Source organism: Atopomonas hussainii (assembly GCF_900109735.1).
GTDB lineage: Bacteria > Pseudomonadota > Gammaproteobacteria > Pseudomonadales > Pseudomonadaceae > Atopomonas > Atopomonas hussainii.
Genome location: NZ_FOAS01000011.1, coordinates 12,864 through 39,498 on the forward strand (window position 1 = coordinate 12,864; position 26,635 = coordinate 39,498).

General features: G+C 58.2%; 20 protein-coding genes. 14 read left to right on the forward strand and 6 right to left on the reverse strand.

What is annotated here, in order from left to right:
- Window positions 1–5 precede the first annotated feature (5 nt).
- On the reverse strand, window positions 6–1,721 hold the full coding sequence (locus BMX80_RS11645; RefSeq protein WP_074868667.1) for a proline--tRNA ligase: 1,716 nt from the start codon (window positions 1,719–1,721) through the stop codon (window positions 6–8).
- Window positions 1,722–1,844: 123 nt separating this feature from the next.
- Between BMX80_RS11645 and BMX80_RS11650 the strand changes: the two genes are divergently transcribed.
- The 7 genes from BMX80_RS11650 to BMX80_RS11680 all read left to right on the forward strand — a co-directional run bounded on the left by BMX80_RS11650 (window position 1,845) and on the right by BMX80_RS11680 (window position 8,192).
- On the forward strand, window positions 1,845–2,240 hold the full coding sequence (locus BMX80_RS11650; RefSeq protein ID WP_407922794.1) for a PaaI family thioesterase: 396 nt from the start codon (window positions 1,845–1,847) through the stop codon (window positions 2,238–2,240).
- Between the two features lie 74 nt (window positions 2,241–2,314).
- Window positions 2,315–3,073 carry a transporter substrate-binding domain-containing protein gene (locus BMX80_RS11655; protein WP_083394319.1) on the forward strand — a complete coding sequence of 253 codons (759 nt, stop codon included), beginning with the start codon at window positions 2,315–2,317 and terminating at the stop codon, window positions 3,071–3,073.
- A gap of 64 nt (window positions 3,074–3,137) precedes the next feature.
- Complete coding sequence (locus BMX80_RS11660) at window positions 3,138–3,890, forward strand: MgtC/SapB family protein (RefSeq protein ID WP_071871251.1); 753 nt, start codon at window positions 3,138–3,140, stop codon at window positions 3,888–3,890.
- A gap of 65 nt (window positions 3,891–3,955) precedes the next feature.
- Window positions 3,956–4,651, forward strand: a complete 696-nt coding sequence (gene creB, locus BMX80_RS11665; RefSeq protein WP_074868669.1) for a two-component system response regulator CreB — start codon at window positions 3,956–3,958, stop codon at window positions 4,649–4,651.
- The gene (gene creC / locus BMX80_RS11670; RefSeq protein WP_074868671.1) at window positions 4,651–6,081 is read left to right on the forward strand and encodes a two-component system sensor histidine kinase CreC; all 1,431 of its coding nucleotides are present in this window, start codon (window positions 4,651–4,653) and stop codon (window positions 6,079–6,081) included. The genes creB and creC overlap by 1 nt, the downstream gene beginning before the upstream one ends.
- A 146-nt stretch (window positions 6,082–6,227) precedes the next feature.
- Window positions 6,228–7,595 (forward strand): cell envelope integrity protein CreD, encoded by a 1,368-nt coding sequence (gene creD, locus BMX80_RS11675; protein ID WP_074868673.1) that lies wholly within the window; start codon window positions 6,228–6,230, stop codon window positions 7,593–7,595.
- A gap of 183 nt (window positions 7,596–7,778) precedes the next feature.
- Window positions 7,779–8,192, forward strand: coding sequence for a hypothetical protein (locus BMX80_RS11680; RefSeq protein ID WP_175474910.1), 414 nt, complete (start codon window positions 7,779–7,781; stop codon window positions 8,190–8,192).
- 813 nt (window positions 8,193–9,005) lie between these two features.
- Here the strand turns inward: BMX80_RS11680 and BMX80_RS11685 are convergent.
- A complete protein-coding gene (locus BMX80_RS11685) occupies window positions 9,006–9,800 on the reverse strand; it encodes a type IV pili methyl-accepting chemotaxis transducer N-terminal domain-containing protein (RefSeq protein ID WP_074868679.1) in 795 nt (264 codons plus the stop codon).
- 105 nt (window positions 9,801–9,905) lie between these two features.
- Window positions 9,906–11,150, reverse strand: coding sequence for an alginate export family protein (locus tag BMX80_RS11690; protein ID WP_074868681.1), 1,245 nt, complete (start codon window positions 11,148–11,150; stop codon window positions 9,906–9,908).
- 302 nt (window positions 11,151–11,452) lie between these two features.
- Between BMX80_RS11690 and BMX80_RS11695 the strand changes: the two genes are divergently transcribed.
- Window positions 11,453–12,235 (forward strand): PhzF family phenazine biosynthesis protein, encoded by a 783-nt coding sequence (locus BMX80_RS11695; protein ID WP_074868685.1) that lies wholly within the window; start codon window positions 11,453–11,455, stop codon window positions 12,233–12,235.
- Window positions 12,236–12,319: 84 nt separating this feature from the next.
- Here BMX80_RS11695 and BMX80_RS11700 read toward each other — a convergent pair whose 3' ends face one another.
- Entirely contained in the window at window positions 12,320–13,006 is a 687-nt protein-coding gene (locus tag BMX80_RS11700; RefSeq protein WP_074868692.1) for a DUF4197 domain-containing protein, read from the reverse strand.
- Window positions 13,007–13,096: 90 nt separating this feature from the next.
- Window positions 13,097–15,583 (reverse strand): glycerol-3-phosphate 1-O-acyltransferase PlsB, encoded by a 2,487-nt coding sequence (gene plsB / locus BMX80_RS11705; protein ID WP_074868695.1) that lies wholly within the window; start codon window positions 15,581–15,583, stop codon window positions 13,097–13,099.
- A 244-nt stretch (window positions 15,584–15,827) separates the two neighbouring features.
- Between plsB and BMX80_RS11710 the strand changes: the two genes are divergently transcribed.
- The 5 genes from BMX80_RS11710 (at window position 15,828) to BMX80_RS11730 (ending at window position 21,511) form a co-directional block, all read left to right on the forward strand.
- Window positions 15,828–16,751, forward strand: coding sequence for an ABC transporter ATP-binding protein (locus BMX80_RS11710; RefSeq protein ID WP_074868698.1), 924 nt, complete (start codon window positions 15,828–15,830; stop codon window positions 16,749–16,751).
- Window positions 16,748–17,482 (forward strand): ABC transporter permease subunit, encoded by a 735-nt coding sequence (locus BMX80_RS11715; RefSeq protein WP_071871262.1) that lies wholly within the window; start codon window positions 16,748–16,750, stop codon window positions 17,480–17,482. The genes BMX80_RS11710 and BMX80_RS11715 overlap by 4 nt, the downstream gene beginning before the upstream one ends.
- An 11-nt stretch (window positions 17,483–17,493) precedes the next feature.
- Window positions 17,494–19,326 carry a GldG family protein gene (locus BMX80_RS11720; protein WP_074868701.1) on the forward strand — a complete coding sequence of 611 codons (1,833 nt, stop codon included), beginning with the start codon at window positions 17,494–17,496 and terminating at the stop codon, window positions 19,324–19,326.
- A gap of 10 nt (window positions 19,327–19,336) precedes the next feature.
- On the forward strand, window positions 19,337–20,332 hold the full coding sequence (locus tag BMX80_RS11725; protein ID WP_074868704.1) for a DUF4340 domain-containing protein: 996 nt from the start codon (window positions 19,337–19,339) through the stop codon (window positions 20,330–20,332).
- Between the two features lie 165 nt (window positions 20,333–20,497).
- Window positions 20,498–21,511, forward strand: a complete 1,014-nt coding sequence (locus BMX80_RS11730) for a zinc-binding alcohol dehydrogenase family protein (protein ID WP_074868707.1) — start codon at window positions 20,498–20,500, stop codon at window positions 21,509–21,511.
- A 192-nt stretch (window positions 21,512–21,703) separates the two neighbouring features.
- Here the strand turns inward: BMX80_RS11730 and metH are convergent, their stop codons facing one another.
- Window positions 21,704–25,414, reverse strand: coding sequence for a methionine synthase (gene metH, locus BMX80_RS11735; RefSeq protein ID WP_074868710.1), 3,711 nt, complete (start codon window positions 25,412–25,414; stop codon window positions 21,704–21,706).
- 210 nt (window positions 25,415–25,624) lie between these two features.
- On the opposite strand from metH, the gene BMX80_RS11740 reads away from it, so the two are divergent.
- Complete coding sequence (locus BMX80_RS11740; RefSeq protein ID WP_074868713.1) at window positions 25,625–26,635, forward strand: response regulator; 1,011 nt, start codon at window positions 25,625–25,627, stop codon at window positions 26,633–26,635.

Below are 26,635 nucleotides of genomic sequence, written 5' to 3' on the forward strand. Positions count from 1 at the left end.
CATGGTTAGCGCGCAATACGCTCCTTGAGTAGCGCCAGTAGGTCGGCGCGGGCAATGTTTTGCGCCTCGCTGTCACGGCGGTTTTTGTATTCCAGCAGACCTTCATTGAGGCCGCGCTCGCTGACCACGATACGGTGCGGAATGCCGATCAGCTCCATGTCGGCGAATTTAACGCCGGGGCTGGTCTTGCGGTCGCGGTCATCCAGCAGTACTTCATAACCGGCAGCAGTCAGTTCTTGGTAGAGCGCGTCGGTGGCTTCGCGTACGGCGTCGTTTTCGTACTTCAGCGGTACCAGAGCGATCTGGAAGGGCGCCAAAGCGTCGGTCCAGAGGATGCCGCGCTCGTCGTAGTTCTGCTCGATCGCCGCCGCCACCACGCGGGTGACGCCGATGCCGTAGCAGCCCATGGTCAGGGTGATTGGCTTGCCGCTTTCGCCCAGCACTTGGCAGTTCATGGCTTCGCTGTATTTAGTGCCGAGCTGGAAGATGTGCCCCACTTCGATGCCGCGCTTAATTTCCAGCGTGCCCTGGCCGTCTGGGCTTGGGTCGCCTTCCACTACGTCGCGCAGGTCAGCTACTTCTGGAACTGGCAGGTCACGCTCCCAGTTAATGCCGAAGTAGTGCTTGTCGTCGATATTGGCGCCGGCGCCGAAGTCGCTCATTAGCGCTACGCTACGGTCGATGATGCACGGGATCGGCAAGTTGACTGGGCCTAGCGAGCCTGGGCCAGCGCCAATCGCGGCGCGAATTTCTGCTTCGCTGGCAAACACCAGCGGGCTGGCCACTTGCGCCAAGTTAGCGGCTTTGATTTCGTTCAGGCTGTGGTCGCCGCGCACGATCAGGGCGATCAGTTGGCCTTTTTCAGCACCGTGCACCACCAGGGTTTTCACGGTTTTTTCGATGGCCAAGCCAAACTGTTCAACCAGTTCGTCGATGGTTTTCGCGTTGGGGGTATCCACCAAGCGCAGTTCTTCGGTGGCTGCGCCGCGCACGCTTTCTTGCGGCAGGGCTTCGGCTTTTTCGATGTTGGCGGCGTAATCCGAGCTAGTAGAGAAGGCGATATCGTCTTCGCCGGAATCGGCCAGTACGTGGAATTCATGCGAGCCAGTGCCACCAATCGAGCCGGTATCGGCCTGCACTGGGCGGAAGTTCAGGCCCAGACGGGTGAAGATGTTGCAGTAGGCCTGATGCATGCGGTCGTAGGTTTGCTGCAGCGACGCTTGATCGGCATGGAAGGAGTAGGCGTCCTTCATGATGAATTCGCGGCCACGCATCACGCCAAAGCGCGGGCGGATTTCGTCGCGGAACTTGGTCTGAATTTGGTACATGTTGATCGGCAGCTGCTTGTAGCTGTTCAGCTCGTTGCGTGCCAGATCGGTGATGACTTCTTCGTGGGTGGGGCCGGCGCAGAAGTCACGTTGGTGACGGTCTTTTAAGCGCAGCAGCTCGGGGCCGTATTGCTCCCAGCGGCCAGACTCTTGCCACAGCTCAGCCGGTTGCACGCTGGGCATCAGCACTTCGATAGCGCCGGCGGCGTTCATTTCTTCGCGCACCACGTTTTCTACTTTGCGCAGTACCCGCAGGCCCATGGGCAGCCAAGTGTAGAGGCCTGAGGCCAGTTTGCGGATCATCCCGGCGCGCAGCATCAGCTGGTGGCTGATCACCACGGCGTCGGAGGGGGTTTCCTTAAGGGTAGAAAGCAGGTACTGACTGGTACGCATGTTTGGCCGTTCTGTCGGTTGTCAGAGGAAAAAACAACGCGGCATTGTACGAGCATGCGCTACAGCCGTACAGGTTGCGCGGTCTGGAATAAGGAGAAGAGTGTGCCTGAGTTAACCGCCAGCATGGTGGAAGCCTTGATTCGTCATGGCGTGCCGATGGCCGAAGACATCGACTTAAAGGTCGACAGTATCGACGGTCATCATGCCCGCGCCCGCGTGCCGTTCAGCCCGCGCATGGTGCGCCCCGGCGGCACGTTATCGGGGCCGATTATCATGTCGCTGGCCGATGCGGCTATGTATGCGGTGATCTTAGGTGCCTTAGGCAAGGTCGAGATGGCGGTCACGTCGCACTTAAATATCAACTTTTTAGCGCGGCCAAAGCCCGAAGATTTAGTCGCTGACGCACGGATTATTAAGCTCGGTCGTCGCCAAGCGGTGTGTGAGGTGACACTGTTCTCCGCTTCTGATGAGGAAAGCCCTGTGGCGCATGTGACGGGTGCCTACGCGCTGCCGCTGTAAGCGGGAATCGTCAGGTTGGCAAAGATGCGCTAGGCTCGAAGGCGTCTCGTACACGAGTTATCAAGGACGACAGTATGTTCAGGTGGTTTAAACAAAGCCTGATAGTGGCGCTCAGCATGCTGGCTTTACCGCTGGCAGCGGAAACTTTGCAAGTGGGCTTTGGCCCGCATCGCCCACCCTATGTCTTTGAAAACCAAGCCAAGGGGCTGGAGTACGAGCTTTTTGTCGCAGCAGCGCATTCAGCGGGCTTTATCGTACAAGGGTATTTTGGCCCCGTGGCGCGGCTTAAAGTGATGCTCGAAGAACGCAAGCTCGACGCGCTGTCGTCGATGTTTTTCGAGCATGAGTTGGTCAGCCATTTCAGTGAGCCCTACGTAACCTATCGCGATATGGCCGTGGCCTTAGACAAGCGCGGCTTGCAGATTCGCAGCATTGCGGATTTGTCGAAGTATTCGATCAGCACCTTTAAGCATGCGAGCCGTATATTGGGGCCCGAGTTCTCGGCGATGGCGGCGAGTAATAAGGCCTACCGTGAAGAACTGCGCCAAGTAAATCGCAATAAGCTGCTCTACAGCGGACGTGTCGATGTGGTGGTTGCGGACCCGATGATTCTGCAGTTCTTCAACACCGAAGTGGCCCACAGTGTGGATATCCACCAGCCACTGCGCTGGTACGACGTATTTAAACCCGTGCATTATCAAGGCGCGTTTGCGCGTGACGTACAGCGCGATCGCTTCAATATCGGCTTAGCCGCGATCCGCGCTGATGGCACCTATGCCCGTATCGAAGCCAAATACCGCAAAACCCTCCCTAAGCAGCACGTAGGGCGCTGATTCGCCAGCAGATTTCTGCACGCCAGCCATACTCTCTATAGGCCGTTGCCGTTAGGGAGTTGCTATGCATCCGTTGTCACCCGAAATGCTCCTCGATTATTGGTCGCTGGATATGCTGCAGACCAATGTGCTGATTTTTTTGCACGTACTGGGCGCGCTTTTTTTAGGTTGTGTGGTGGGCTATGAGCGCGCTTATCGTGGTCGTGCCGCCGGCATGCGTACTTACGGTTTGGTCTGCATGGCTTCGGCAGCGTTGACGGTGCTGTCGGGCTTGTCCACCACTTGGTACGGCGGCCACGGGGTTACCACGCCGATGGGGGTTGACCCCACGCGGGTGATTCAGGGCGTGGTGACCGGCATCGGCTTTCTCGGTGCCGGGGTGATCATGAAAACCGGCCTGAATATCAGCGGGCTAACCACGGCAGCCTCGATTTGGGCCTCATCGGCGATTGGCGTGCTAGTAGGGGTGGGGTTTTACAGTGCAGCCGTGCTGATGACCTTGCTGGCAGCGGCCAGCATGATGGGTCTGGCGCGTTTGGAAACCCGCTTGCCGCAGCGTCCAGCGATTGGCTTACAGGTGTTGTTTGAGCCGCAGTTTGTGCCGAAAGAGGGCGAGATTCGGGCGTTCTTAATGGCCCACGGCTTTGATATGGCCATGGGCTCGGTGGCGGTGAGCTGCAAAGAATCCGCGATTGAATGGCGCTTTGTTGCCGTGGCGCATTGTCGCCGCTGCGGCACACCCATGATCGATCTGGCGCAAAACCTGCGTGAGCACCCCGGCGTGCATAGCTTTCACATTTCCCACGCGCGTAACTGAGTAGGGCTTGACCGCAGCCAGCAACCTCGCCAGCCTGCTGCACTCAGCAATCAGGATAGGTGCAGATGGCTAAGGTGTTGGTGGTCGAAGACGAGGCGGCAATTGCCGATACCTTGTTGTTCAGCTTGCGCAGCGAAGGGCATGAGGTGCAGTGGCTGCAACTGGCGCAAGCGGCGTTGCAGGCCCAGCAAGAATCGCCGGCGGATGTATGGCTGTTGGATGTCGGCCTGCCGGATATCGACGGCTTTGAAGCGTGTCGTCGCTTACGGCAGTTCTCCCAAGTGCCGGTGCTGTTTTTAACCGCTCGTGACAGCGAGATCGACCGCGTGGTGGGCTTTGAAATTGGTGCCGATGATTACGTCACTAAGCCTTTTAGCCCGCGCGAAGTAGCCGCGCGGGTGCGCGCCATTCTAAAGCGCACGCAGGTGCAAGAGCCGCTGGCAGAGCCAACCTCGGCACAGTCTTGCGGCGTGTTTGTGGTTGACCAAGCGCGGGCGCAAATCCGTTACCGCGAGCAAACCTTAGTGCTCACCAGTCATGAATGGCATCTGCTGCATACCTTATTGGCGCAACCTGAGCGGGTGTTCAGTCGCGAGCAGTTGCTCGATGCCATCGGCACGCCCAGTCACGCCGGTTATGAGCGTAACATCGACAGCCATATCAAAACCCTGCGCGGCAAATTACGCGCCGTGTATGCCGAGGGCGAGCCGATCCAAACCCACCGTGGCTTGGGTTACAGCTATCAGCCGGAGCGCGCCTAATGCGTTTAGGCATCCGCATTTTTCTGGTGTATTTCCTCTTTGTCGGGCTGGGCGGTTACTTTTTGCTAAATACCGTGAATGAAGAAATCCGCCCTGGCGTGCGCCAGAGCAGCGAAGAAACCTTAGTCGATACCGCCAACCTACTCGCCGAGTTGCTGCGCGATGACCTGAAACACGGTCGCTTGGCGCAAAGCCAGTTTGCCGAGTTGCTCACCCGGTATGGCCAGCGTGAACCCAATGCGACCATCTGGGGGATTAGCAAAAGCTCGGTGAGCCACCGCATTTACGTCACCGATGCGCAAGGGCGGGTGATTTTGGATTCCAGCGGACAAGCGGTGGGCGAAGACTACTCGCGCTGGAACGATGTCTATCTCACCTTGCGCGGCGAATACGGTGCGCGTTCCACCCGTGAGCTGGCCGATGATGCAGATTCTTCGGTGATGTATGTCGCCGCACCCATCAAAGACGGCAACGAGATCATCGGTGTGGTGTCGGTGGCCAAACCCAATCGCACCTTGCAGCCGTATATCGCGCGCACCGAGGCGCGCTTAACCGCATTGGCGGTGGGCCTGATTGTGCTGGGGCTGTTGGTTGGCGCGCTGCTGTCGTGGTGGCTGACCCGCTCGCTGCGTTTGTTGGGTGCCTATGCCGGCGCGGTCAGTCAGGGCGCTAAAGCGCAAGTGCCGCAGTTTCGCGGTGGCGAGCTGGCGCGTTTGGCCGAGGCGCTAGAGCAGATGCGCCGCGAGCTGGACGGCAAGCAATACGTTGAGCGTTACGTGCACACCTTAACCCACGAGCTGAAAAGCCCGTTGGCTGCCGTGCGCGCCGCCGGTGAGCTACTGCGCGAGCCGTTGAGCGAAGCCGAGCGCGAGCGTTTTGCCGATAACGTGGTGAGCGAAAGCCAGCGCATGCAACAGCTGATTGAGCGTTTGCTCAATCTGGCCGTGGTCGAGCAGCGCCAGGCTTTACAGCAGGTCAGCGAGATTTCCTTAAAAGCCTTGTGTGACGAGGTGCTCGCCGCACAGCACGCGCGCTTAAGCGAAGCGCAGCTCCACGTGGTGCTAGATGTGTCGGGCACCCTGAGTGTGCGTGGCGAACGCTGGCTGCTGGCGCAAGCGCTGCATAACCTGCTGGACAACGCCATCGACTTTGCCCCGCCCGAGAGTGCTTTGCACTGGTGGGCCGAGCAGCGCGACGGTCAGTTGGCACTCTCGTTGTTCAACCCCGCAGAACCGATTCCTGAATACGCCTTGAATCGTCTTAGCGAACGCTTCTATTCGCTGCCAAGGCCAGCCAGCGGGCGCAAAAGCAGCGGCTTGGGGCTGAACTTTGTGCAGGAAGTGCTGCACTTGCACGGCGGAAAACTGCACATCGCTAATGTCAGCACGCCGAGTGTGGGTGTGTGCGTCACGGTGTGTTTGCCGCTATAGCCTGACTAGCTGGCAGCGCGCCTAGGTGGCAGCAAGGCTTAGTCGCAGACGCCGGCACTCTCCACACAATCTCCACATTAGCCCCATACAGTGCCCACACGGGCAGCGCAGGCTAGCGACTCCAACCAATCACAGGGAGTCGCCGCATGACCCGTACCTTAGGCTTTAAAGTGCTCACTATTGTGGGCTTGGTGTTCTTTCTACTGATACCGCTGACCATGATCGATGGCTTAGTCAGTAGCCGGCAGTATTTGCGCGAAGGCGTCGAGCGCGATATCGCCCGCTCCAGCAGTTATGCCCAGCAGATCACCGGGCCCATCTTGGTGGTGCCCTTTGTGGAAATTAAACGCACGTGGCGGCAAGACCCGCAAACCGGCGAGCGCTATGAAGATGTCAAAGAGTTCAGCAAGCGGCTGTACTTCTTGCCCGAGCAACTGCAGCTGGACGGCCAGCTAGGCACCGAAGTGCGTCAGCGTGGCATCTACAAAATTCGCCAATATCAAAGCCTCAGCCACATCAGCGGCCAGTTTGTGTTGCCCAAGCGCTTGGGGCTCAAAGGCGAGGATGAGAACTACCGCCTCGGTACGCCGTTTATCGCCGTGGGTATTAGCGATATTCGCGGCATTGGCAACAAGATGACCGCCAACGTGAACAACCACCAGCGGGCATTTGCCCCGGGTACGCAGATAGGGTTTCTGCAAAATGGTGTACACGCCAAGTTAGGCAAGTTCAATTTGGGCGCCGCACAAAGCCTGCGCTTTGCCTTCGACCTGCAACTGCAAGGCACCAGCACTTTTGCTGTGGTGCCGGTTGGCGCCGATACCCAAGTCAAGCTGACCTCCGACTGGCCGCACCCTAGTTTTGTTGGCGAATACTTGCCGCGTGAACGCGAAATAAGCAGTCAAGGTTTTACCGCTGCGTGGCAAACCAGCTTCTTTGCCACCGATATGCAGCAAGCGTTGAATGACTGCCGCTTCAAGCAGAAATGCAGCGGGCTGAACGATCGAGCCATGAAGGTCAATTTGATCGACCCCGTGGATCAATACTTAAAAACCGAGCGCGCGATTAAATACGCCTTACTGTTTATCGGCCTGACATTCGCGGTGTTCTTCTTGTTCGAAGTGCTCAAACGCTTGGCCATTCACCCCGTGCAATACACCTTGGTCGGGTTGGCGTTAGCGTTCTTCTACCTGCTGTTGTTATCGCTGGCCGAACACATGAGCTTCGCGCGCGCCTACGCCTTGGCCGCAGCGGCCTGTGTGAGCTTGCTGGCGGTTTACACCCACAGCGTGCTGCGCGACTTCTGGCGGGCACTGAGCTTTAGCGCCTTACTCACTGGCCTCTACGGCATGCTCTACGTGCTACTCAGCGCCGAAGACTTCGCCCTGTTGATGGGCTCAGTACTGGTGTTTGGCCTGCTCGCCGCCTTCATGCTGCTCACCCGCAAACTCGACTGGTATGCCATTGGCCGCAACAACAACGCGGAGGTGGCTCATGAGTCAGCAGCGCAGTGAACGCCACGACTGGCACTGGCGGGCAGAGCGCTGCCAATTGAGGGATTGGTTGGCTAGTCAGCGGGTGTTTTGGATAGGGTGAGTGATGGTTTTGATTATTGGAGTCTAAGAGTTAGCAGCGAAGGGCTGGGATAGCCCTTCGCTGTATTTACTAAGTGGTGGGCGTGGTGTGGCGCTTTGGGTGTGGGTCGAAGTGGTAATGTTCCTTTAAATAATAGTTTGGGTTTTCTTGTGCGAATATTTAATTTGAAGTTGATGATTTTTATGGGGGCTTCATTGTTTTTTGGTTTTAAATTATTTCTGCTGATTGATGGTGCGTTTGATCGTGACGAGTGGGTGCGACCTGTTACTAATCAAGAAAGTGCTGGCTGTTATCGTGGTGCGATGGTTGAGGACCTGATTGCAAGGCATCTTTTCGTTGGTATGAGAAGGTCTGATGTGGTTGCCCTGCTGGGCCAGCCGGACTATAGGTCTGGAACTGGCGAATTGCAGTATGTACTGGGAATGTGTAGTGGGGTTGGTTTCGATTATGACTATCTAAATATTTATTTTGATGGTGCGGGTGGTTTTGTGAGTGCGAAGGTTTTTCAACATTGATGCTGGGTATGGGGTGGTGTGATCGGAAACTATAGGGCCGGGGGTATTTGGGCTTGCTATTGAAGTGAGATTTAAAGATCTGATTTCGCCTCCCGGCGACTTACTATTCTTTGCGAAAGAATAGTATGCACAAGAAACAGGCCCCCGCCATTGGCCCGGCTGCGCCGGGTTCCCTCGCTCCAGGTTTCTTCGGCTTTGGCATCCTGCGTCGCCCTAACTCCTGCATCCATGCAGTCGTCCAGAGGCCCAGCCCTATGGGCCATCCATGGCCCATAGGGCTTTGCGCGGCATCCATGCCGCTTAACCTCTTCCAGAAACCTTCCACTCGGCCTGCTGAAGGGGGCATTGGTGCAAGTCGATGGCTTGGCGGTTTGCAGGTTGAGCTACAAAAAATACTTAGCGAAGCCATCACTGATGGTGCGATTTGCACCAACCGCCCCTTTTATCCGGCTGAGTGCAGGCTGGCTGTAGTGGGGTAAGCCGCAGGGATGCGGCGCAAGCGGCGATGGGCCATGGAGGGCCCTTCGCCGTGGCCCCATGAAAGCCTGCCGGAGCGAAGGTATCCAGCGCAGCTGGACCGGATAGTGGGGCAAGCGCTTTTGGTTACTTTTGGCGCGACTGCCAAAAGTGACTCGCCCGGGAAGGGCGAAACAAATGGGTTCAGCAAGCTCAGTAATCAGCTTAACCCTGCCAATGGGTTGCTCACCGGTTGGTTGACCAAATGCATTTCACTCGATGCGATCGGTAATCAGCTTGGCTCAATATGTCAGAGATTCTTGCGGCATTTCGGGGTGGTTATCTCGCTGGTACCGGCTAGCCATTTCCAGCCATCACCCCTTCATACAGCCCGGTAATCTCATGCATTTTTTTCAGCAGTTGCTCGCTGGTGGTGAAGATCACCACCGGCACGTAACGCTGTTCGTCGGTGAGGCGGAAGCCGGCTTGTGAGAAGCGCCATTGCATGGCCACTTTGTTGAGTTTTAGCTTGATGTCGGCGGTGTTTTCTTCGGCGTTTTGCAGGTATTGCAGGGCTTGGTCGAACTCGTTAACCGCCTGTTGGAATTGCGGCGCGAGGCTGTCGTCGTTAATCCGCCAGCTCAGTGCTAAGTACAGTTTGGCAATGCGCTGGCTGAGCATGCGCTGGCGGCCTGAGCGGTTGACCAGCACGGCGCTGTGGCTGCCGGCGTGGGCTTCGATCAGCTTGACCACGTTTTCGCAGGCGCCGAGCAGTAAATCGCTTTGGCTGAGCAGGGCTTGGGCGGTGGTTTTATCGGGTTGGCGCAGGGCGTGTTCGCGGTAGTCCTGCCAAATCAGGCGCACCCGGCCCAGTGCTTCGCGCACTTCTTGCGTGGGGGCGTAGGCGTCCAATTGTTCTAGGTTGCTGTCAAACAGTGCCAAGGCATCGTCGAGCTGCTGTTGCGCAACATCCGGGCGTACATCTTGGCCAAGCATGAGGTAGGCCTTGGCGATGCGTTGGCTCAGCATGCGCTGCAAGCCCGACATGTTGACGGCTTCGGCATTATTCAGCACGGCCTGTGCCGGGAGTGACGCAACGGCCAGTAAGCAGGATAAGAGCAGGGCAAATACAGGATTGCGTGAGGTGTTCATGGGCAGCTCCTTGCCAAGGCGCGTGAAAGCAGATGAAAGACGCCGGAGCAGCACAGCGCAGCCCCGGCAAAGGCCCCGATTGCTCGGGGCGTACCTACAGTGAAATCACAGGCTGTATTGCAGTTGCAGCCAGAGCTTCTGGGTGTCGACACCGAAGTCATCAGCATCGTATTGCGCGTACTTAACCAGAGCGCTCAGGTTCTTAACGCCGGGGATGGCACGGCCGTAAGCCACGTCGAACTCTTCACCGTACTGGCTAGAGCCTGTTTCGGCGCGGAAGTCGTGGTACCAAGCCTGCAGGCTGCCACCGAGCAGCGGAATGCTGCCGCCAAAGTAGGCGTCTTTCACACCGGCTTGCGGGGTGGTTAAGAAGACATCCGCCCAGCCTTGGAACATGTGCTTGGTGGCCAACGGAGTTTGGAAGGCGCCTTTGCTGGTGTCTTTGTCGCCTTCGAGCACTTCGTAACCGCCTTTGAGCATCAGGCCGCCGAGGTCTTTGAAGGTGTAACCGGCTTCCAGCAGGTAGTAGTCGGCATCGAGTTTTTTCGGGTTGCCGGCGTACTCGCTCTGGCTGGCGTACTCGGCGGCGTAGGTGACGCCGGCCACGGTGCCGTTCAAGCGCAGGCCATTGGTCGCGCTGGATTGGGTTTTGTTGGCCAGGTCGTCCAAGCCCAGCATATAGCGGTAGGCGGTGACGGTTAGCTCGGGGGCCACTATGTATTGGGCGTTCATCAAGTGGCTGTGGCCGTCGATGTTGGCCGGGTTGCCGGCTGCGGTGTAGCGGTTATCGTCGGGGCTGAAGATGGTGTTGACCTGATCGATGTAGCCGTAGGTTAAGGTCATGCCATCGAACGGTTTGAACTGCGTCAGCGCGCCGTCATAGGTTTGCTCGTTTTGCCGCCACGCAACACCACCGACAAAACGCTGATTGTCGAGGTTGATGCGCTGACGACCAACCACCACGTTGCCCATGCTGTAGTCATAACGCAGCAGGGCTTGGTTGACTTCGCCGCCATCCGGGTCAGCCACAACGGAGTATTGGCTCTGGCCGTTGCGGGTATCGTTATAGGCGTCATCGCCGATGCGCAGCACGTGATCGCCTTCTACCAAGGCGGATAGGCCGTACCACTTGCCGGTTTGCAGAGTGATGCGCGAGCGCAGGGTTTGTGCGTTGGCGTTGTTCAGGGCGTTGTCTTGGTCAACGTGCTCGTAGCGGTAGCGAGCGTCGAGGTTGACCTTGCCGTCTTTCCACAGCTGGCTGAATTCTTCAGCGTGTACGTTGCTGCTGACGATTGCCAAACTGAGGGCAGAGAGGGTGAAAACAGCGGGCACAAAGGTGCGTTGTTGCATGGCGTGTCTCCTTGCGGATGGTATGAAAAACCGTTGCCGCGCCGGTGTGGCTAAAGCCACCGCGAGGCTTAAAAGGGTTTGGCAGACACGCCGTTGTGCTGACCGTGCTTAGCCTTAAGCAGGCAGCGTGCCAATCTTTGTAATGGCTTTGAAACAAGCGTTTTATTGGCCTTTTTCAGCCGCGCAATGGGCCTTGCGCACACAATTTGCCCACCTTTTGCGCGCAAGCTGTGTCTTTGCGCATGGCTTTGGTGCAGATAGGGTGGTGAGCAGCGAATGGGTCAATCATTAGGGAGAACACGATGGCTACAACGTTTTATCAAGTAGATGCTTTTACCGCGCAGGCTTTTGCCGGCAACCCCGCCATGGTGTATCGCCTAGAGCAGTGGCCAAGCGATGCGCGTATGCAAGCGATTGCCGCTGAACATAACCTTTCAGAAACCGTATTCGTTGGCCCCGATGCCGAGCTAGGCCTGCGGATTCGCTGGTTTACTCCGGCGGTCGAGGTGGACTTATGTGGCCATGCCACCTTAGCCGCCGCCCAAGTGCTGAGCGAAGTGTACGGCCTGCCGCTGCCACTGCGTTTTGCCAGCTTATCCGGTGAGTTGCGTGTGGCTGAGGATGCGCAAGGGCGCCTGCAATTGGACTTTCCGCAGCAAGCCTGTGCGCCGTTTGCGGTAACGCCTGAGCTGCAAGCCGCGCTGGGACAAACCGTGGTGGAGGCCGTGGCCGGCTTAAACCTGCTGGTGCGTTTAGAGAGTGCTGCTGCGGTGTTGGCCTGCACGCCGGATATGCGCGCCATTCGTGGTTGGCCACAGCAGGGCGTGATTGTGACCGCTGAAGGCGACGATTGTGATTTCGTCTCGCGTTATTTCGCCCCGCAAGTGGGTGTCGATGAAGACCCGGTCACCGGCTCAGCGCACTGTGCGCTGATGCCCTTTTGGCAAGCACGCTTAAACAAAAGCCAGATGTTTGCCTGCCAAGTGTCGGCACGTGGTGGCGAGCTGTGGTGCGAGCTTAAAGGCGAGCGCGTGCTGATTGCCGGGCAGGCGGTGATCGTCGCCCGTGGTGAGCTGCTGGTTTAAGCGCTGACTTATTGATAAGCAAGTGCTAAAAAGCCCCATGCACGGTAATGCATGGGGCTTTGTTTAGCGTCGGCGGGTATGGGCTTACAGCAGACCAAACACCTTCTTGGCCAAACTGCCCGCTGCTTCGGCGGGGTTCTGGCGAATCTTCTGTTCTTCTTGGCCGATCAGGGTGAACAGGCCGTCCAGCGCTTGCTCGGTGACGTAGCTTTCTAAGTTGGCGCTTTTGGCGTCAATCACACCAAAGCTCGCGGCTTGGCCAGCGAAGGCGTTGTACTGCTGAGCAAGGCCAACCTTGTCGGTCATCTGCTTCACAATGGGCAAGAAGCGCGCTTGCAGCTGTTCGCGGCTGGAGCGGTTTAGGTATTCGGTGCCGGCGGTGTCGCCGCCGGTGAGAATGCCTTTGGCATCGCTCACGCTCATGTTCTTCACCGCATCCACCAGTAACTTACGGGCCTCGGGCACGGCGGCTTCGGCGGCGCGGTTCATGGCGGTTTCCAGTGCGGTCACTTCGCTGCCCATGCCAAAGGTTTTCATCATCTTGGCGGCTTTGCCTAAGTCGCCGGGCAACTCAATGCGCACTTCGGGGTTGCCGAGTAAACCATCGGTGCGGCCTAGGCTATCTACCGCCATCTCGGCGCCTTGGGTGAGGGCCGAGCGCAGTGCGCCGGTGGCGTCGCCTTGGCTTAAATCGCTAAGGCTTAAGGCCATAGCAGAGAGGCTTAGGCTTAAACCGGCAAAGAGGGTGAGGGCAGGGCGAGCGAAGCGCATGGTGTTCTCCTTTACAAAGTGTCGGGGCTTGGGAAGCCGTGCTTAAACCGTGCTTCCCTTGGTTACCCCGCGTTCATCCAGTCAGTGTAGTTAAGCCGCCTGATTTGGTTTAGGCAGGCTTTGCTTGTTGGCCACTTGGCGAATCGACAGGCGCAGCTCCGCTGGCAATACACGCTTGGCGGCGCTTTCGACGGTGAGGCTTAGCTCGTCGTGATAGGCCAGCCGGCCGTATTCGCCAATGCGCACCACGCCTTGCTCCAGCAGGGTGGCAATGAAGTGGCGGAACAGGGTTTTGTCGAAGAACTCCGGTGCATTTAAGCCATGCAGAATCGACAAACGCTGGGCCATCACGGCGCAGAGGTTTTCCAGCTCGGCAGCATCCAACGCGTGTTGGCCATGATTAACCAGCAAAGCAATCGCCATATAGAAGCGCTGCAAGGTTTGGCTAATGGCGCGCGAGAGGAGGTTGAGCAGCACGAATTCGCGGCTGCTGGCCTCGGGGGCGCTCAGTTGGCCGTCGTGCTCGTTCAGCAAGCCTTGCTCGACCAAGGTGTTGAGCCACTGATCGATCACCGGGGCCAGTTCATCGCTGCGCCAACGAATAAACAGCTCGGCTTGCAGGAAGGGGTACAGCGCTTGGGTTAAGCGCTGTACTTCTTGGCGGCTAATGCTTTGGCTGCTCTGGAAGTAGCTGGCGAGCAGGCTGGGCAGCGCTAGGGCATGCAGAATGTTGTTGCGGTAGTAGGTCATCTGCACGGCGTTGCTTTCATCAAGCAGGAAGATATCGCCGAGGGCGTCTTTCTGTCGCTCGATCAAATCCAACGCTTCGACGTGTTCGATCATCGCCGCGCCATCGCCTTGCGGCAGGCTGGCGTGCGCGGAATACGGCTGACGGCGCAGCAGTTGCAAATACAGGTCGAGCAACTGCGCCAGCGAGGTGCCATCCAAGGCCTGACGCGGCGTGGACAACAGCGCCATCGCCACCAAGTTAACCGGCGTGATGGCTGCTGCAGCGTTGATGCGCTGGGCAATGCAGTCGCCCAAGGCGCCGGTAGCGCTGTTCAGCCAATCGGGGCGGTAGTTGGCACCGTGGTCTTCGTTTTGCCAGCCGGGGCGCTGCTGGTTGAGGAACTCGGTTAAGTGAATCGGCTCGCCGAAGTTCACCGATACGCGACCAAAGCGCTGTTTCAGGGCACCGAGCACACGGAAGATATCGAACACCGACTCTTTCTTTTTGCTCGCGCCGCGCAGCTCGCCCAAGTAAGTGCGGCCTTCCAGTACGCGTTCGTAGCCGATATACACCGGCACAAAGACAATCGGCTTGCGCGACGAGCGCAGGTAGCTGCGCAGGGTGATCGCCAGCATGCCGGGGCGTGGCTGCAAGGTGCGGCCGGTACGCGAGCGGCCGCCCTCAACGAAGAACTCCACCGGGAAGCCACGCGCATACAGGGTGTGCAGGTATTCGTTAAAGATCGCCGTGTACAGGCGGTTGTCTTTAAAGCTGCGGCGCATAAAGAAGGCGCCGCCACGGCGCAACAGGCTGCCAACCACCGGCATGTTGAGGTTAATGCCGGCGGCAATGTGCGGCGGGGTTAGGCCGTGAGTAAACAGCAGGTACGACAGCAGCAGGTAGTCGATATGGCTGCGGTGGCAGGGCACGTAGATGATCTCGCTGCCCTGGGCGACGCGCTGCACTTCGTCGAGGTTATGCACGTCGATGCCGTCGTAGATCTTGTTCCAGAACCACTTCAGCACCACTTCTAGAAAGCGAATGGCGATGTAGGAGTAATCCGACGCCACTTCGTTGGCGTAAGACAGCGCGCGTTTCTCGGCCTTTTTCGGGCTGATCTTGCTGCGCTCGACTTCTTCGGCAATCGCTTGCTTAACCAGTGGTGATACCAGCAGGCCTTTGACCAAGTTGCGGCGGTGCGAGAGGTCAGGCCCGATCACCGAGGTTTTAATGTTGTGGAAGTGCACGCGCAGCAGGCGATGCGCCATGCGCACGGTGCGCTCTTGGTCTTTCTCGTGCTGTAGCAAGTCGCTGACGCGAATCGGCGTGGAAAACTGCACGCGGGTTTTGCGGCCCAGAATAAAAATCGCCAGCAATTTACGCAGGCGACCGGTAACGGCCCAGCTGTCGGCGAAAATCAGCTTCCACGCGCTGGATTCGCTGCGCGGCGATTGGCCCCAGAACACGGTGACCGGGACAATTTGCGCATCGGCGACTTGGCCTTGGCTAACCGCTTCAATGGTGCGCTCAAGGCGCGGCGGCATCTGCCGTTTGTGGGTGCGACCAAACCAACCGGGCGCTTGATCGAGGGTGAAATAACTGTGCGGCTCGCTGCTATCGCCCAAGGCCAGCGGCAGAATAGGCCGCGGTAGCTCGGCTTTGCTGCATTCCAAATCCATTACCGCCAAATCGGCGACGGCCGTTTGTTGCAGCACGTAGATGATCGGTAGCGTCGGGTCGAGCTTCAGATCGAAGGCGCTTTGATGGATGGTTTCTGAGCGAACCCACAGAAACAGCAAGCGGCGCAGGGCACCAAAGCCCAAGCGGCGGAAGGGATTACGGGTCATAACGACGTCTTAACCTGGCACCACAGATGCGGCGAAAGGCCGTTAGTGTGCCCCAACTTGGGCTGTCGGTAAAATCCGCTTACATAGCGGCTTGTGAGGCTAACTGCCTGAAAATACTGGGCTTGGCGCAACTTTTTTGTGCTTTGTTGGTCTTGAACAGCCAGCGGCCAGTTCATAGAGTATCGGCTCGCAGAATCCGACGGGCATCGGCCCAGTCGGGCACTCCATTGGGAAGTGGAAGGTCATGATAGAAATCCAACAATTGACGAAACGTTTTGCCGCGCACACGGCTGTCGATGGCTTGTCCTTTACGGTCGCGCCGGGTGAAGTGCTCGGTTTTCTCGGCCCTAACGGCGCCGGTAAATCCACCACCATGAAGATGTTGACCGGCTTTTTAGCGCCCACCAGCGGTACGGCGCGCGTGTTTGGCCACGATATTCAGCGTGACACCCTCGCCGCGCAGCGCCTGATTGGCTACTTGCCCGAAGGCGCGCCCTGTTATGGCGATATGACCGTGGCCGGCTTTTTAGGCTTTATCGCCGAAGTGCGCGGTTTAAAAGGCGCGCTCAAGCGCCAAGCGGTGCAGACCGCCTCTGAGAAAGTGCAGCTTGAGAGCGTGCTTAATCAGCGTATCGAAACCCTGTCTAAGGGTTTTAAGCGCCGCGTGGGGCTGGCCCAAGCCATTTTGCACGACCCTAAGGTGCTGATCCTCGACGAGCCCACCGATGGCCTCGACCCCAATCAAAAGCACCAAGTGCGCAAGCTGATTCAAAGCTTGGCGAAAGACAAAATCGTGATTGTCTCGACGCATATCTTGGAAGAAGTCGCCGCCGTTTGTACCCGCGCACTGATCATCGCCCACGGCAAAGTGGTCGCCGATGGCACGCCCTACGAGCTGGAACGCCAGTCGAAATACCATCAGGCGGTCAGCTTAGTGCTGGAGCAGCCGGTGGATGTGCAGCCGCTCACCGCCTTGGCCGGTGTGGCTGGCGTTGAGCAAAGCGAAGACGGCTTGCAGCTGACTGTGCTGCCAGAGGGCGATGCGGTGATCTTCCCCGCAGTGAATGCCTTGCTGGCCGCACAGAACTGGCCGGTGCGTGAAGTGAATGTGGAACGCGGGCGCCTCGATGAGGTATTCCGCCGTCTGACCGTGGGGGATGCGGCATGATGGGCTTGTCAGTAGTGTTCAAGCGCGAGCTGGCGAGCTACTTCGCCACGCCCTTGGCCTATGTGTTTTTGGTGATCTTTCTGGTCATGGCCGGGGTGTTCACCTTTTATCTGGGTGGTTTTTTCGAGCGCGGCCAAGCGGATCTGCAGCCGTTCTTTAACTTCCACCCGTGGCTGTATTTGTTCTTGATTCCCGCCATTGGCATGCGCCTGTGGTCGGAAGAGCGCAAGAGCGGCACCATCGAACTGCTGATGACCCTGCCCATCAGCCGCACCGCCAGCGTGCTGGGCAAGTTTTTAGCCGCGTGGGTGTTTGCCGGTTTGGCGCTGCTGCTGACCTTCCCCATGGTGATCACCGTTAACTATCTGGGTAACCCGGATAATGGCGCGATCATCACCGGCTACTTGGGCAGCTGGCTGTTGGCTGGCGGTTATCTGGCGATTGCCTCGTGCATGTCGGCGCTAACCCGCAACCAAGTGATCGCCTTTATCTTGGCGGTGGCGACCTGTTTTGTGTTTGTGGTCAGCGGCTTTCCGCTGGTGCTGGATGCCTTTAATGGCTGGGCACCGCAAAGCGTGCTGGATGCGGTGTCGTCCTTGTCGTTCTTGATTCGTTTCCAAGCCATCAGTCAGGGCGTGGTGGATCTGCGTGATCTGCTGTATTTCCTCTCGCTGATCGCTGCCTGGCTCGCTGCCACGGCAGTGGTGGTTGATCTGAAGAAAGCCGACTAAGGAGCCTGCCGATGAAACGTGTGATTTATTCCGGCACTGGCTTGCTGCTGATTGCGCTGGCTTTTGTCGTCTTTAACAGTTTTTCTAGCCTCACCTTAACCGGCGCACGGCTGGATTTAACCGAGCAAAAACTGTTCACCATCTCTGACGGCACCCGCGAGATTCTCGCTGGGCTGGATGAGCCGGTGAACCTGTACTTTTTCTATTCCAACAAGGCCGCCAAAGACTTAGTGGCGCTGCGTAACTACGCCAGCCGCGTGGAAGAACTGCTGCGTGCTTACGAGCGTGCCGCCGATGGCAAGATCAAGCTTAACGTGGTCGACCCAGAGCCCTTCTCGGAAGCCGAAGACAAAGCCGCCAGCTTTGGCCTGCAAGGCGTACCGCTGAATGCCACGGGCGATACCTTGTACTTTGGCTTGGCCGGCACCAACGCGTTGGATGATGTGCAGACCATTCCGTTCTTCCCGCTCGATCAGGAAGAGTTTCTCGAGTACCAGTTAAGCCAGCTGATTCAAGGCTTGGCTAAACCACAGAAGCCAGCGGTGGGTTTGCTCTCCAGCCTGCCGATTAATGGCGGCTACGACATGATGCAGCGCCAGCCCACCCAACCGTGGATGGTGCTGGAAGAAATGCGTCAGCTGTTCGAGATCAAGAGTCTTAAAGCTGGCCTAGATAAGATCCCCGACGACATCGGCGTGCTGCTGCTGGTGCACCCTAAGCAACTGCCGGAAGCGACCTTGTACGCCATCGACCAGTTTGTGCTGCGCGGCGGAAAGCTGTTGGTGTTTGTCGACCCCTTTGCTGAAGGCGAGCAAACCAACGACTTCACCGATGCCATGAGCAACAACAAGGCCTCTGACCTTGCGCCGCTGTTTAAAGCGTGGGGCGTGCAGTACGACCCCATGCAAGTGCTTGGCGATGCGCGCTACGCGATGAGCGTGACCGTCGCCCAGGGCCAGCAGCCGGTGCGCCATGTGGGCTGGGTGAATCTTGATAGCGACAGCCTCGACCATGACGACGTGGTCAGTGCAGGCCTGGATAACTTGGCCTTTGCCACCAGCGGCATGCTGGCGGCTAGCGAAGGGGCGGGCACCACGTTCACCCCGTTAGTGCAAAGCTCTGATATGGCCATGCCGTTTGCCAGCAACCGTTTCGCCATGCTGCGCAACCCCGAAGAGCTGTACCGCGAAATGGAGCCCACCGGCGAGCGTTACACCTTGGCAGCGCGCGTCACTGGCCCGGCTAAATCCGCTTATCCAGAGGGTATCGAAGGGCAGCAGGACGGCCTCAAAGAAGCCAGCAACATCAACCTGATTGTGGTGGCCGATACCGACGTACTGGCTGATCGCATGTGGGTGCAAGTGCAGGACTTCTTCGGCCAGCGCATTCCGCAGCCGTTTGCCTCTAACGCCAACTTTGTGATCAACGCGCTGGATAACCTGTCCGGCAGCGAAGCGCTGATCAGCGTGCGCTCGCGGGGCCGCTTCAGTCGTCCGTTCACTGTGGTCGAAGCGCTGCAGCGTCAGGCCGAAGTGCGTTTGCAAGACAAAGAGCAAGTGCTGCAACAACGCCTGACCGAGACCGAGCAAAAGCTCGCCTCGCTGCAGCAAAGCGACGATCCGAGCAAGGTGTTTGAACTGACCCCCGAACAGCAAGCCACCGTGCAGCAGTTCCTCAACGAGAAGATTCGCCTGCGCAAAGAACTGCGCGAAGTGCGTTATCAGCTCAATGCCGAGATCGAACAGCTGGCTGGCCAGCTAAAGTTCATCAACATTGGCCTGGTGCCGCTGCTGCTGACGCTGCTGGGCCTAGGCTTGATGCTGCTGCGCCGCCGTCGCGGCTAAGGAGAAGCGCATGGGACATCGAAATCTATGGGCATTACTCGCGGCCACGCTGCTGATGCTGGTGGTCATCGCGCTACAGCGCGATGACGAAGGCGCCGGCTTAAGCAGTGAAGTGCTGTTTAGCGACCTGAAACTGCGTGGCCCCAGCCTGACGCGCATTACCGTGAGCCGTGGCGAAGCGCCGAAAATTGAACTGCGTTTGAGTCACGGCCAGTGGATGCTCACCAGTGAGCACGGCTACCCGGCGGATACCCTGCCGGTTACCGAGCTGCTGCGTAACTTAGGCGAGGCGAAAAAGCTTGAAGCGAAAACCGCCAGCCCTGAGTTTCATGCCCGCTTAGGGCTGGCCGAGCCAGACAGCGCCGAAGGGGCGGCTACCTTGCTCACGCTCAAGTTCACCAAGGGCAAAACCCTCAAGCTGTTGGTCGGCAATGCCGGGCAAAGTGGTGGTCAGCTAGTGCGTATGCCCGGCGATAATCAGGTTTGGTTGATCGATAAACCGCTGTTGCTGCCGTCCACCGACATGGATTGGTTGAACAACGAAATCCTCAACCTGCCGCTGGATCGCATCCAATCGCTGACTGTGAAGCGTGCCGATGGCCAGACCATTACCGTGCAGCGCGATAGCGCCGAGCAAATCAACTTTGCCGTGGCCGAGCTGAAAGACGCGACCTTGGATAACCGCCTAGTTAACGGTATGCCCAACGCCTTTAGCGTGTTGAGCTTTAACGAGGTAGTGCCGCGCGAGCAGCTCACCCTGCCGGGTAAGCCGAAGCTTAGCTTTACGCTGAAAACCTTCGCCGGTGACAGCCTAACTGGCGAGCTGTTTGAGCAAGCCGAACAGCCTTGGCTGCGCTTAGGCGAGCTTAAAACCGCCAAAGAGGGCAGTGTGTTGAAACTCACCGCGCCGGAGGGCTGGTTGTTCCGCCTGCAGCCTTACCAGTACCAAGCGCTGAACCAGCCGCTGAGTGCGCTCAAAGCCAAAGCCGCTGAGCCGGCGCAGTAAGCGGGTTGGGTTGTGGTAAAGCCGCACGGCACTGCCCTGCGGCTTTTTTTATCCGCTATTTTCAATAAAACATTGAAAGTGCCTGCGCGGTTTGCCGGTTTTTCTCGCTGATTAGCGCGTGCAGACTAGGCTCCACTGCAATCAACACTTGCCAAGGGATTCCCCATGAAAGCTGTCGGCTATTACCAATCGCTACCTATCGATAACCCCCAAGCCCTGCAAGATATTCAACTGCCGGAACCCATTCCCGGCGCACATGACTTGCTGGTGGAAGTACGGGCGATTTCGGTGAACCCCGTAGACACGAAAATTCGCCAGCGTGTTGCCCCGCAGAACGGCGAAGCCAAAGTGCTCGGCTGGGACGTCGCCGGCGTGGTGCGCGCGGTGGGCGAGAAGGTCAGCCTGTTCCAGCCCGGTGACGCGGTGTACTACGCCGGCGCCTTAGATCGCCCCGGCAGCAACAGCGAGCTGCACGTAGTGGACGAGCGCATCGTCGGCCGCAAGCCCGCGAGCTTAAGCTTTGCCGAAACCGCCGCTTTGCCGCTGACCGCCATCACCGCGTGGGAGTTGCTGTTTGATCGGCTCAAAGTAGCGCAAGGCAAAACCGCCGATGGCAGCCTGCTGATTATCGGCGCCGCCGGTGGCGTGGGTTCGATCCTCACTCAACTGGCTCGTCAGCTGACTGGCTTACAAGTCATCGGCACCGCCTCGCGCGCAGAAACCCGCGATTGGGTACGCGAACTGGGCGCCCATGTGGTCATCGACCACAGTCAGCTGCTTACCGAACAGCTCAAAGCGCAAGGCATCGACGCCGTGCAGCGCGTTGCCAGTCTCACGCATACCGATCAGCATCTGCCGCAACTGGTCGAAGCCCTCGCGCCACAAGGCCAGCTGGCGCTGATCGACGACCCAGAAAACCTCGACATCCGCGCCCTCAAACAAAAGAGCCTGTCGCTGCACTGGGAGTTTATGTACACCCGCTCACTGTTTGGTACCGCCGACATGATCGAACAACACAAGCTGCTCAACCGCGTGACAGACCTGATCGACGCCGGCCAACTGCGCACCACCCTCGGCGAGCACTTCGGCACTATTAACGCCGCCAATCTGCGTAAAGCTCATGCCCTGCTGGAAAGCGGCAAAGCGCGCGGCAAGATCGTTTTGGAGGGATTTAGCTGAGAGACGAGCGTGGCAGCGTGCGCTTAAGAGGGCTCTGTTGTTGAAGTGCTGCGGTTAGGCTGGGTTTGAGTTCTGCGAAGTTGCTGGCATGAATAGCGCTGCACTGATGCGGTCTTACGGGTTGCTTGAAGGTCATCTTTGACTCAGCAGCACTAGCAGCCGCCATGTTGATGGCGGCTGCTAAGGGTTTAATTAGTTGTCATAGCCCAAATTCGGCGATAACCAGCGCTCGCTGATGCTGATGTCCTGTTCTTTGCGTTTGCTGTACACCTCGATTTGGTCGCGGTCGACCTTTCCGACGGCGAAGTACTGCGCTTCGGGGTGGGCGAAGTACCAGCCGGATACCGCGGCAGCGGGGAACATGGCGAAGTGTTCGGTGAGGAATACGCCGCTCTGGCCGGCTTTGCCGATGTCGGCGCTGGGGTCGAGCAGTTTGAACAGGGTGGCTTTTTCGGTGTGGTCCGGGCAGGCGGGGTAACCGGGCGCCGGGCGAATACCGCGATACTGTTCTTTGATCAGCGCTTCGTTATCCAGCACTTCGTCTTGGGCGTAGCCCCAGTAGTCTTTACGCACGCGTTCGTGCAGCCACTCGGCGCAGGCTTCGGCCAGGCGGTCGGCGAGGGCTTTGACCATGATGCTGTTGTAGTCGTCGCCTTTGGCCTCGTAGGCTTTGGCGACTTCTTCGGCGCCAATGCCCGCGGTGGTGATAAAGCCGCCGACGTAGTCGGTGATGCCGGTTTCTTTCGGCGCCACGAAGTCGGCCAAACACAGGTTCGGTTTGCTGTCGGGCTTGATGGTTTGCTGGCGCAGGTGGTGCAGGGTGGCCAGCGCTTTGCCGTTGTCGCCGTAGACCTCGATATCGTCGAACTTGACCTGGTTGGCCGGCCAGAAGCCGAGCACGGCGCGGGCTTTGATGAGTTTCTCGTCGACCAGCTTAGTGAGCATGGCCTGCGCGTCATTAAACAGGCTGGTGGCTGCTTCGCCGACCACTTCATCCTGCAGGATGCGCGGGTACTTGCCGGCCAAATCCCAGCTGATAAAGAACGGTGTCCAGTCGATGTAGGGCACCAGTTCGTTAAGGTCGATGTCTTCCAGCACTTTCACGCCGGTAAAGCTTGGCTTGGGTGGCTGGTAGCCTTGCCAGTCGAAGTCCAGCTTGTTGGCGATGGCATCGCTGTAGGGCAGGCGCTCGGTGCGCGCGCTACGGTTGGCGGTGCGTTCACGCACGACGGTGTATTCGTCGCGGATCTTCTGCACGTAATCGGGCTTGAGTTCTTTCGATAGCAAGCTGGTGGCCACACCCACCGCGCGCGAGGCGTCGGTGACGTAGATCACCGCATCGTTTTTGTACTGCGGCTCGATTTTTACCGCGGTGTGCGCCTTGGAGGTGGTCGCGCCACCGATCATCAGCGGCAGGGCAAAGCCTTGGCGCTGCATCTCTTTGGCGACGTGCACCATCTCATCAAGTGACGGCGTAATCAGCCCGGAGAGGCCGATGATGTCGCACTTTTCTTCTTTGGCGACCTGGAGGATTTTCTCCGCCGGCACCATCACGCCCAAGTCGACGATGTCGTAGCCGTTACAGCCCAGCACCACGCCGACGATGTTCTTGCCGATGTCGTGCACGTCACCTTTCACCGTGGCCATGAGAATCTTGCCCTTGGCTTCGGGGGTGTCGCCTTTTTCCGCTTCGATAAAGGGAATCAAGTGCGCGACGGCTTGTTTCATTACCCGCGCCGACTTCACCACCTGGGGGAGGAACATCTTGCCCGCGCCGAACAAGTCGCCGACCACGTTCATGCCGCTCATCAGTGGGCCTTCGATGACTTCAATCGGGCGCGCGCATTGCTGGCGGCACAGCTCGGTGTCTTCGACGATATGGCTGGTGATGCCTTTCACCAGCGCGTATTCCAAACGTTTTTCCACCGGGAAGCTGCGCCATTCTTCGGTTTCGGCTTCTTTAACGCTGCCGTCGCCTCTAAAGCTGTCGGCAATCGCTAGCAGGGCTTCGGTGCCGCCGGCGTGTTTGTTCAGTACTACATCTTCAACTTTGTCACGCAGCGCCTTGGGGATCTCGTCGTAAATCTCCAGCTGACCGGCATTGACGATGCCCATGGTCAGGCCATTTTGGATGGCGTAGTAGAGGAATACCGAGTGAATCGCCTCGCGCACCGGGTTGTTACCGCGGAACGAGAACGACACGTTGGATACGCCGCCGGAGGTGAGCGCGTAGGGCAGGTTGTCGCGGATAAACGCACAGGCGTTGATGAAGTCCACGGCGTAGTTGTTGTGTTCTTCAATGCCGGTGGCCACGGCGAAGATGTTCGGGTCGAAGATGATGTCTTCCGGCGGGAAGCCCACTTCGTTGACCAGAATGTCGTAGCTGCGCTTACAGATTTCGTTCTTGCGCGCTTCGGTGTCGGCCTGGCCTTGTTCGTCGAAGGCCATCACCACCACGGCGGCGCCGTAGCGTTTGCACAGGTGGGCGTGGTGCTTGAACTGCTCGACGCCTTCTTTCATCGAGATCGAGTTGACGATGCCCTTGCCCTGAATGCACTTGAGGCCTGCTTCGATCACTTCCCACTTGGAGGAGTCGATCATGATCGGCACGCGCGAAATGTCCGGCTCGGAGGCGATCAGGTTCAAGAAGGTGACCATCGCTGCCTGCGAGTCCAACATGCCTTCGTCCATGTTGATGTCGATCACCTGCGCACCGGCTTCCACCTGTTGCAGGGCGACTTCTAGCGCCTCGGCGTAGTTTTCTTCACGAATCAGCCGAGCGAACTTGGCCGAACCGGTGATGTTGGTGCGCTCGCCGACGTTTACGAACAGCGAGTTGCGGTCGATGGTGAAGGGCTCAAGGCCAGCCAAACGGCAGGCGCGGGGAATATCCGGCAGGGCGCGCGGCGGGTATTTGCTCACCGCTTCGGCAATCGCTTGGATATGCCCCGGCGTAGTGCCGCAGCAGCCGCCGACAATGTTTAAGAAGCCTGCGGCGGCGAATTCTTCGACCACCGCAGCCATCTCGGCGGGCGTTTCGTCGTATTCGCCAAAGGCGTTAGGCAGGCCGGCGTTGGGGTGGGCAGACACATGGGTGTCGGCCTTGTTGCTCAACTCTTCCAGATACGGGCGCAGATCAGAGGCGCCGAGGGCACAGTTGAGGCCCACGGAGATCGGCTTGGCGTGACGAATCGAGTTCCAGAACGCTTCGGTGGTCTGCCCCGACAGGGTGCGGCCCGAGGCGTCGGTGATGGTGCCGGAGATCATGATCGGCAGCTCGATGCCCAGCTGCTCAAATACTTCCTGCACGGCAAAGATCGCCGCCTTGGCGTTTAGGGTGTCAAAGATGGTTTCGATCAGGATCAGGTCAGAGCCGCCTTCGATCAGGCCGCGCGTGGCCTCAACGTAGTTTTCTACCAGTTCATCGAAGGTGACATTACGAAAGCCAGGGTTGTTGACGTCCGGACTGATCGAGCAAGTTCGGCTGGTTGGGCCGAGTACGCCGGCAACAAAGCGCGGGCGATCTGGGGTTTCAGCGGTTTTCGCATCGGCCACTTGGCGGGCCAAGCGCGCACCTTCCACGTTAAGTTCGTAAACCAGCTCTTCCATGCCGTAGTCGGCTTGCGACACGCGGGTGGCGTTGAAGGTGTTGGTTTCTAGAATGTCGGCTCCGGCATCCAGATAGGCCTTTTCAATAGCGCCAATCACGTCCGGGCGGGTGAGGATCAGCAGGTCGTTGTTGCCTTTGACGTCCTGCGGCCAATCAGCAAAGCGCGCGCCACGGTAATCGGCTTCTTCCAGCTTGTAGCTCTGGATCATAGTGCCCATGCCGCCATCCAAAATCAGGATGCGTTCTTGCAGTGCTTTAGTGAGAGCCTGTTGGCGGGCGGCGCGATCAGTCATGGCAAATCCTAGACAACTACTACTTAAAGGTGCGCGATGATAGCAAAGTCGCGGCCAAAGAGACGTAAAACCCCCGTCCGGGCGCTTTACAGGTGCTGTTTTAGTGCCTTTTATTAATAAAAGCGCAATTTGTTGGTGTTGCCGGCGTGGTTGAACTTTCCCGATCAGCGGCCGATAACGCTATGACCCCCAAGGCAAGCGAGAGCACCTGTGGCTGCGATTCCATTATTGGTATGTGATGACTCGGGCATGGCCCGTAAACAGCTGATCCGGGCACTGCCGGCGGATTGGCCGGTCTCTATCACCCAGGCAGCCAACGGCAAAGAAGGCCTTAAGGCCATCATGGATGGTCTTGGGCAGGTGGTATTGCTTGACCTAACAATGCCGGAGATGGACGGCTATCAGGTTCTGCAGATGCTCAAGGCCAACGCCATTGAGGCTAAGGTCATCGTGGTGTCGGGCGACGTTCAAGAAGAGGCAGTGCGCCGTGTTACCGAGCTAGGCGCGCTGGCCTTTCTGAAAAAACCGGCGGCGCCCGAGCTGGTGTTGGAGACTTTGCAGCAGTTGGGCATCTACGACCCCCGGCCCGCCGGTAGCCCACTGCATGCCGAAATTGATCGGCCAGAATTTAAAGTCGGCTTTCGCGATGCGTTTCGCGAGGTCAACAACGTGGCCATGGGGCAGGCTGCGGCGCTGTTGGCCAAGGCCTTAGGCGTGTTTGTGCAGCTGCCTATCCCTAACGTGAATATTTTTGAGGTGGGCGAGCTGTCCATGGCCTTGGCCGATATCGATCAGGGGCAGCGTTTGTCGGCGGTGTGCCAGGGCTATATCGGCGACGGTATCGCCGGTGAAGCGCTGCTGATCTTCCATGACTCGGAAGTGATTGATATCGCCAAGCTCTTGGGTATCGAGCACTTAGACAACGAGCTGCAAGAGCAAGAGCTGTTGATGGACTTGGCGAGCATTTTGATTGGTGCTTGCCTGTCGGGCATTGCGCGGCAGCTGGATGTGCGCTTCTCGCAGGGCCATCCACAAATGCTCGGCCAGCACTGTGCGATTGGTGATTTGATGCACGTAAACAAAAGCCGCTGGAAGAAGACCTTGGCGGTAGAAATCAGTTACGGCATCGAAGGCATGCGTATTCATTTCGATCTGCTGCTGTTGTTCACCGAAGATTCGGTTAAGCGCCTGACCGATAAAATTGGCCACATGATGGACTGA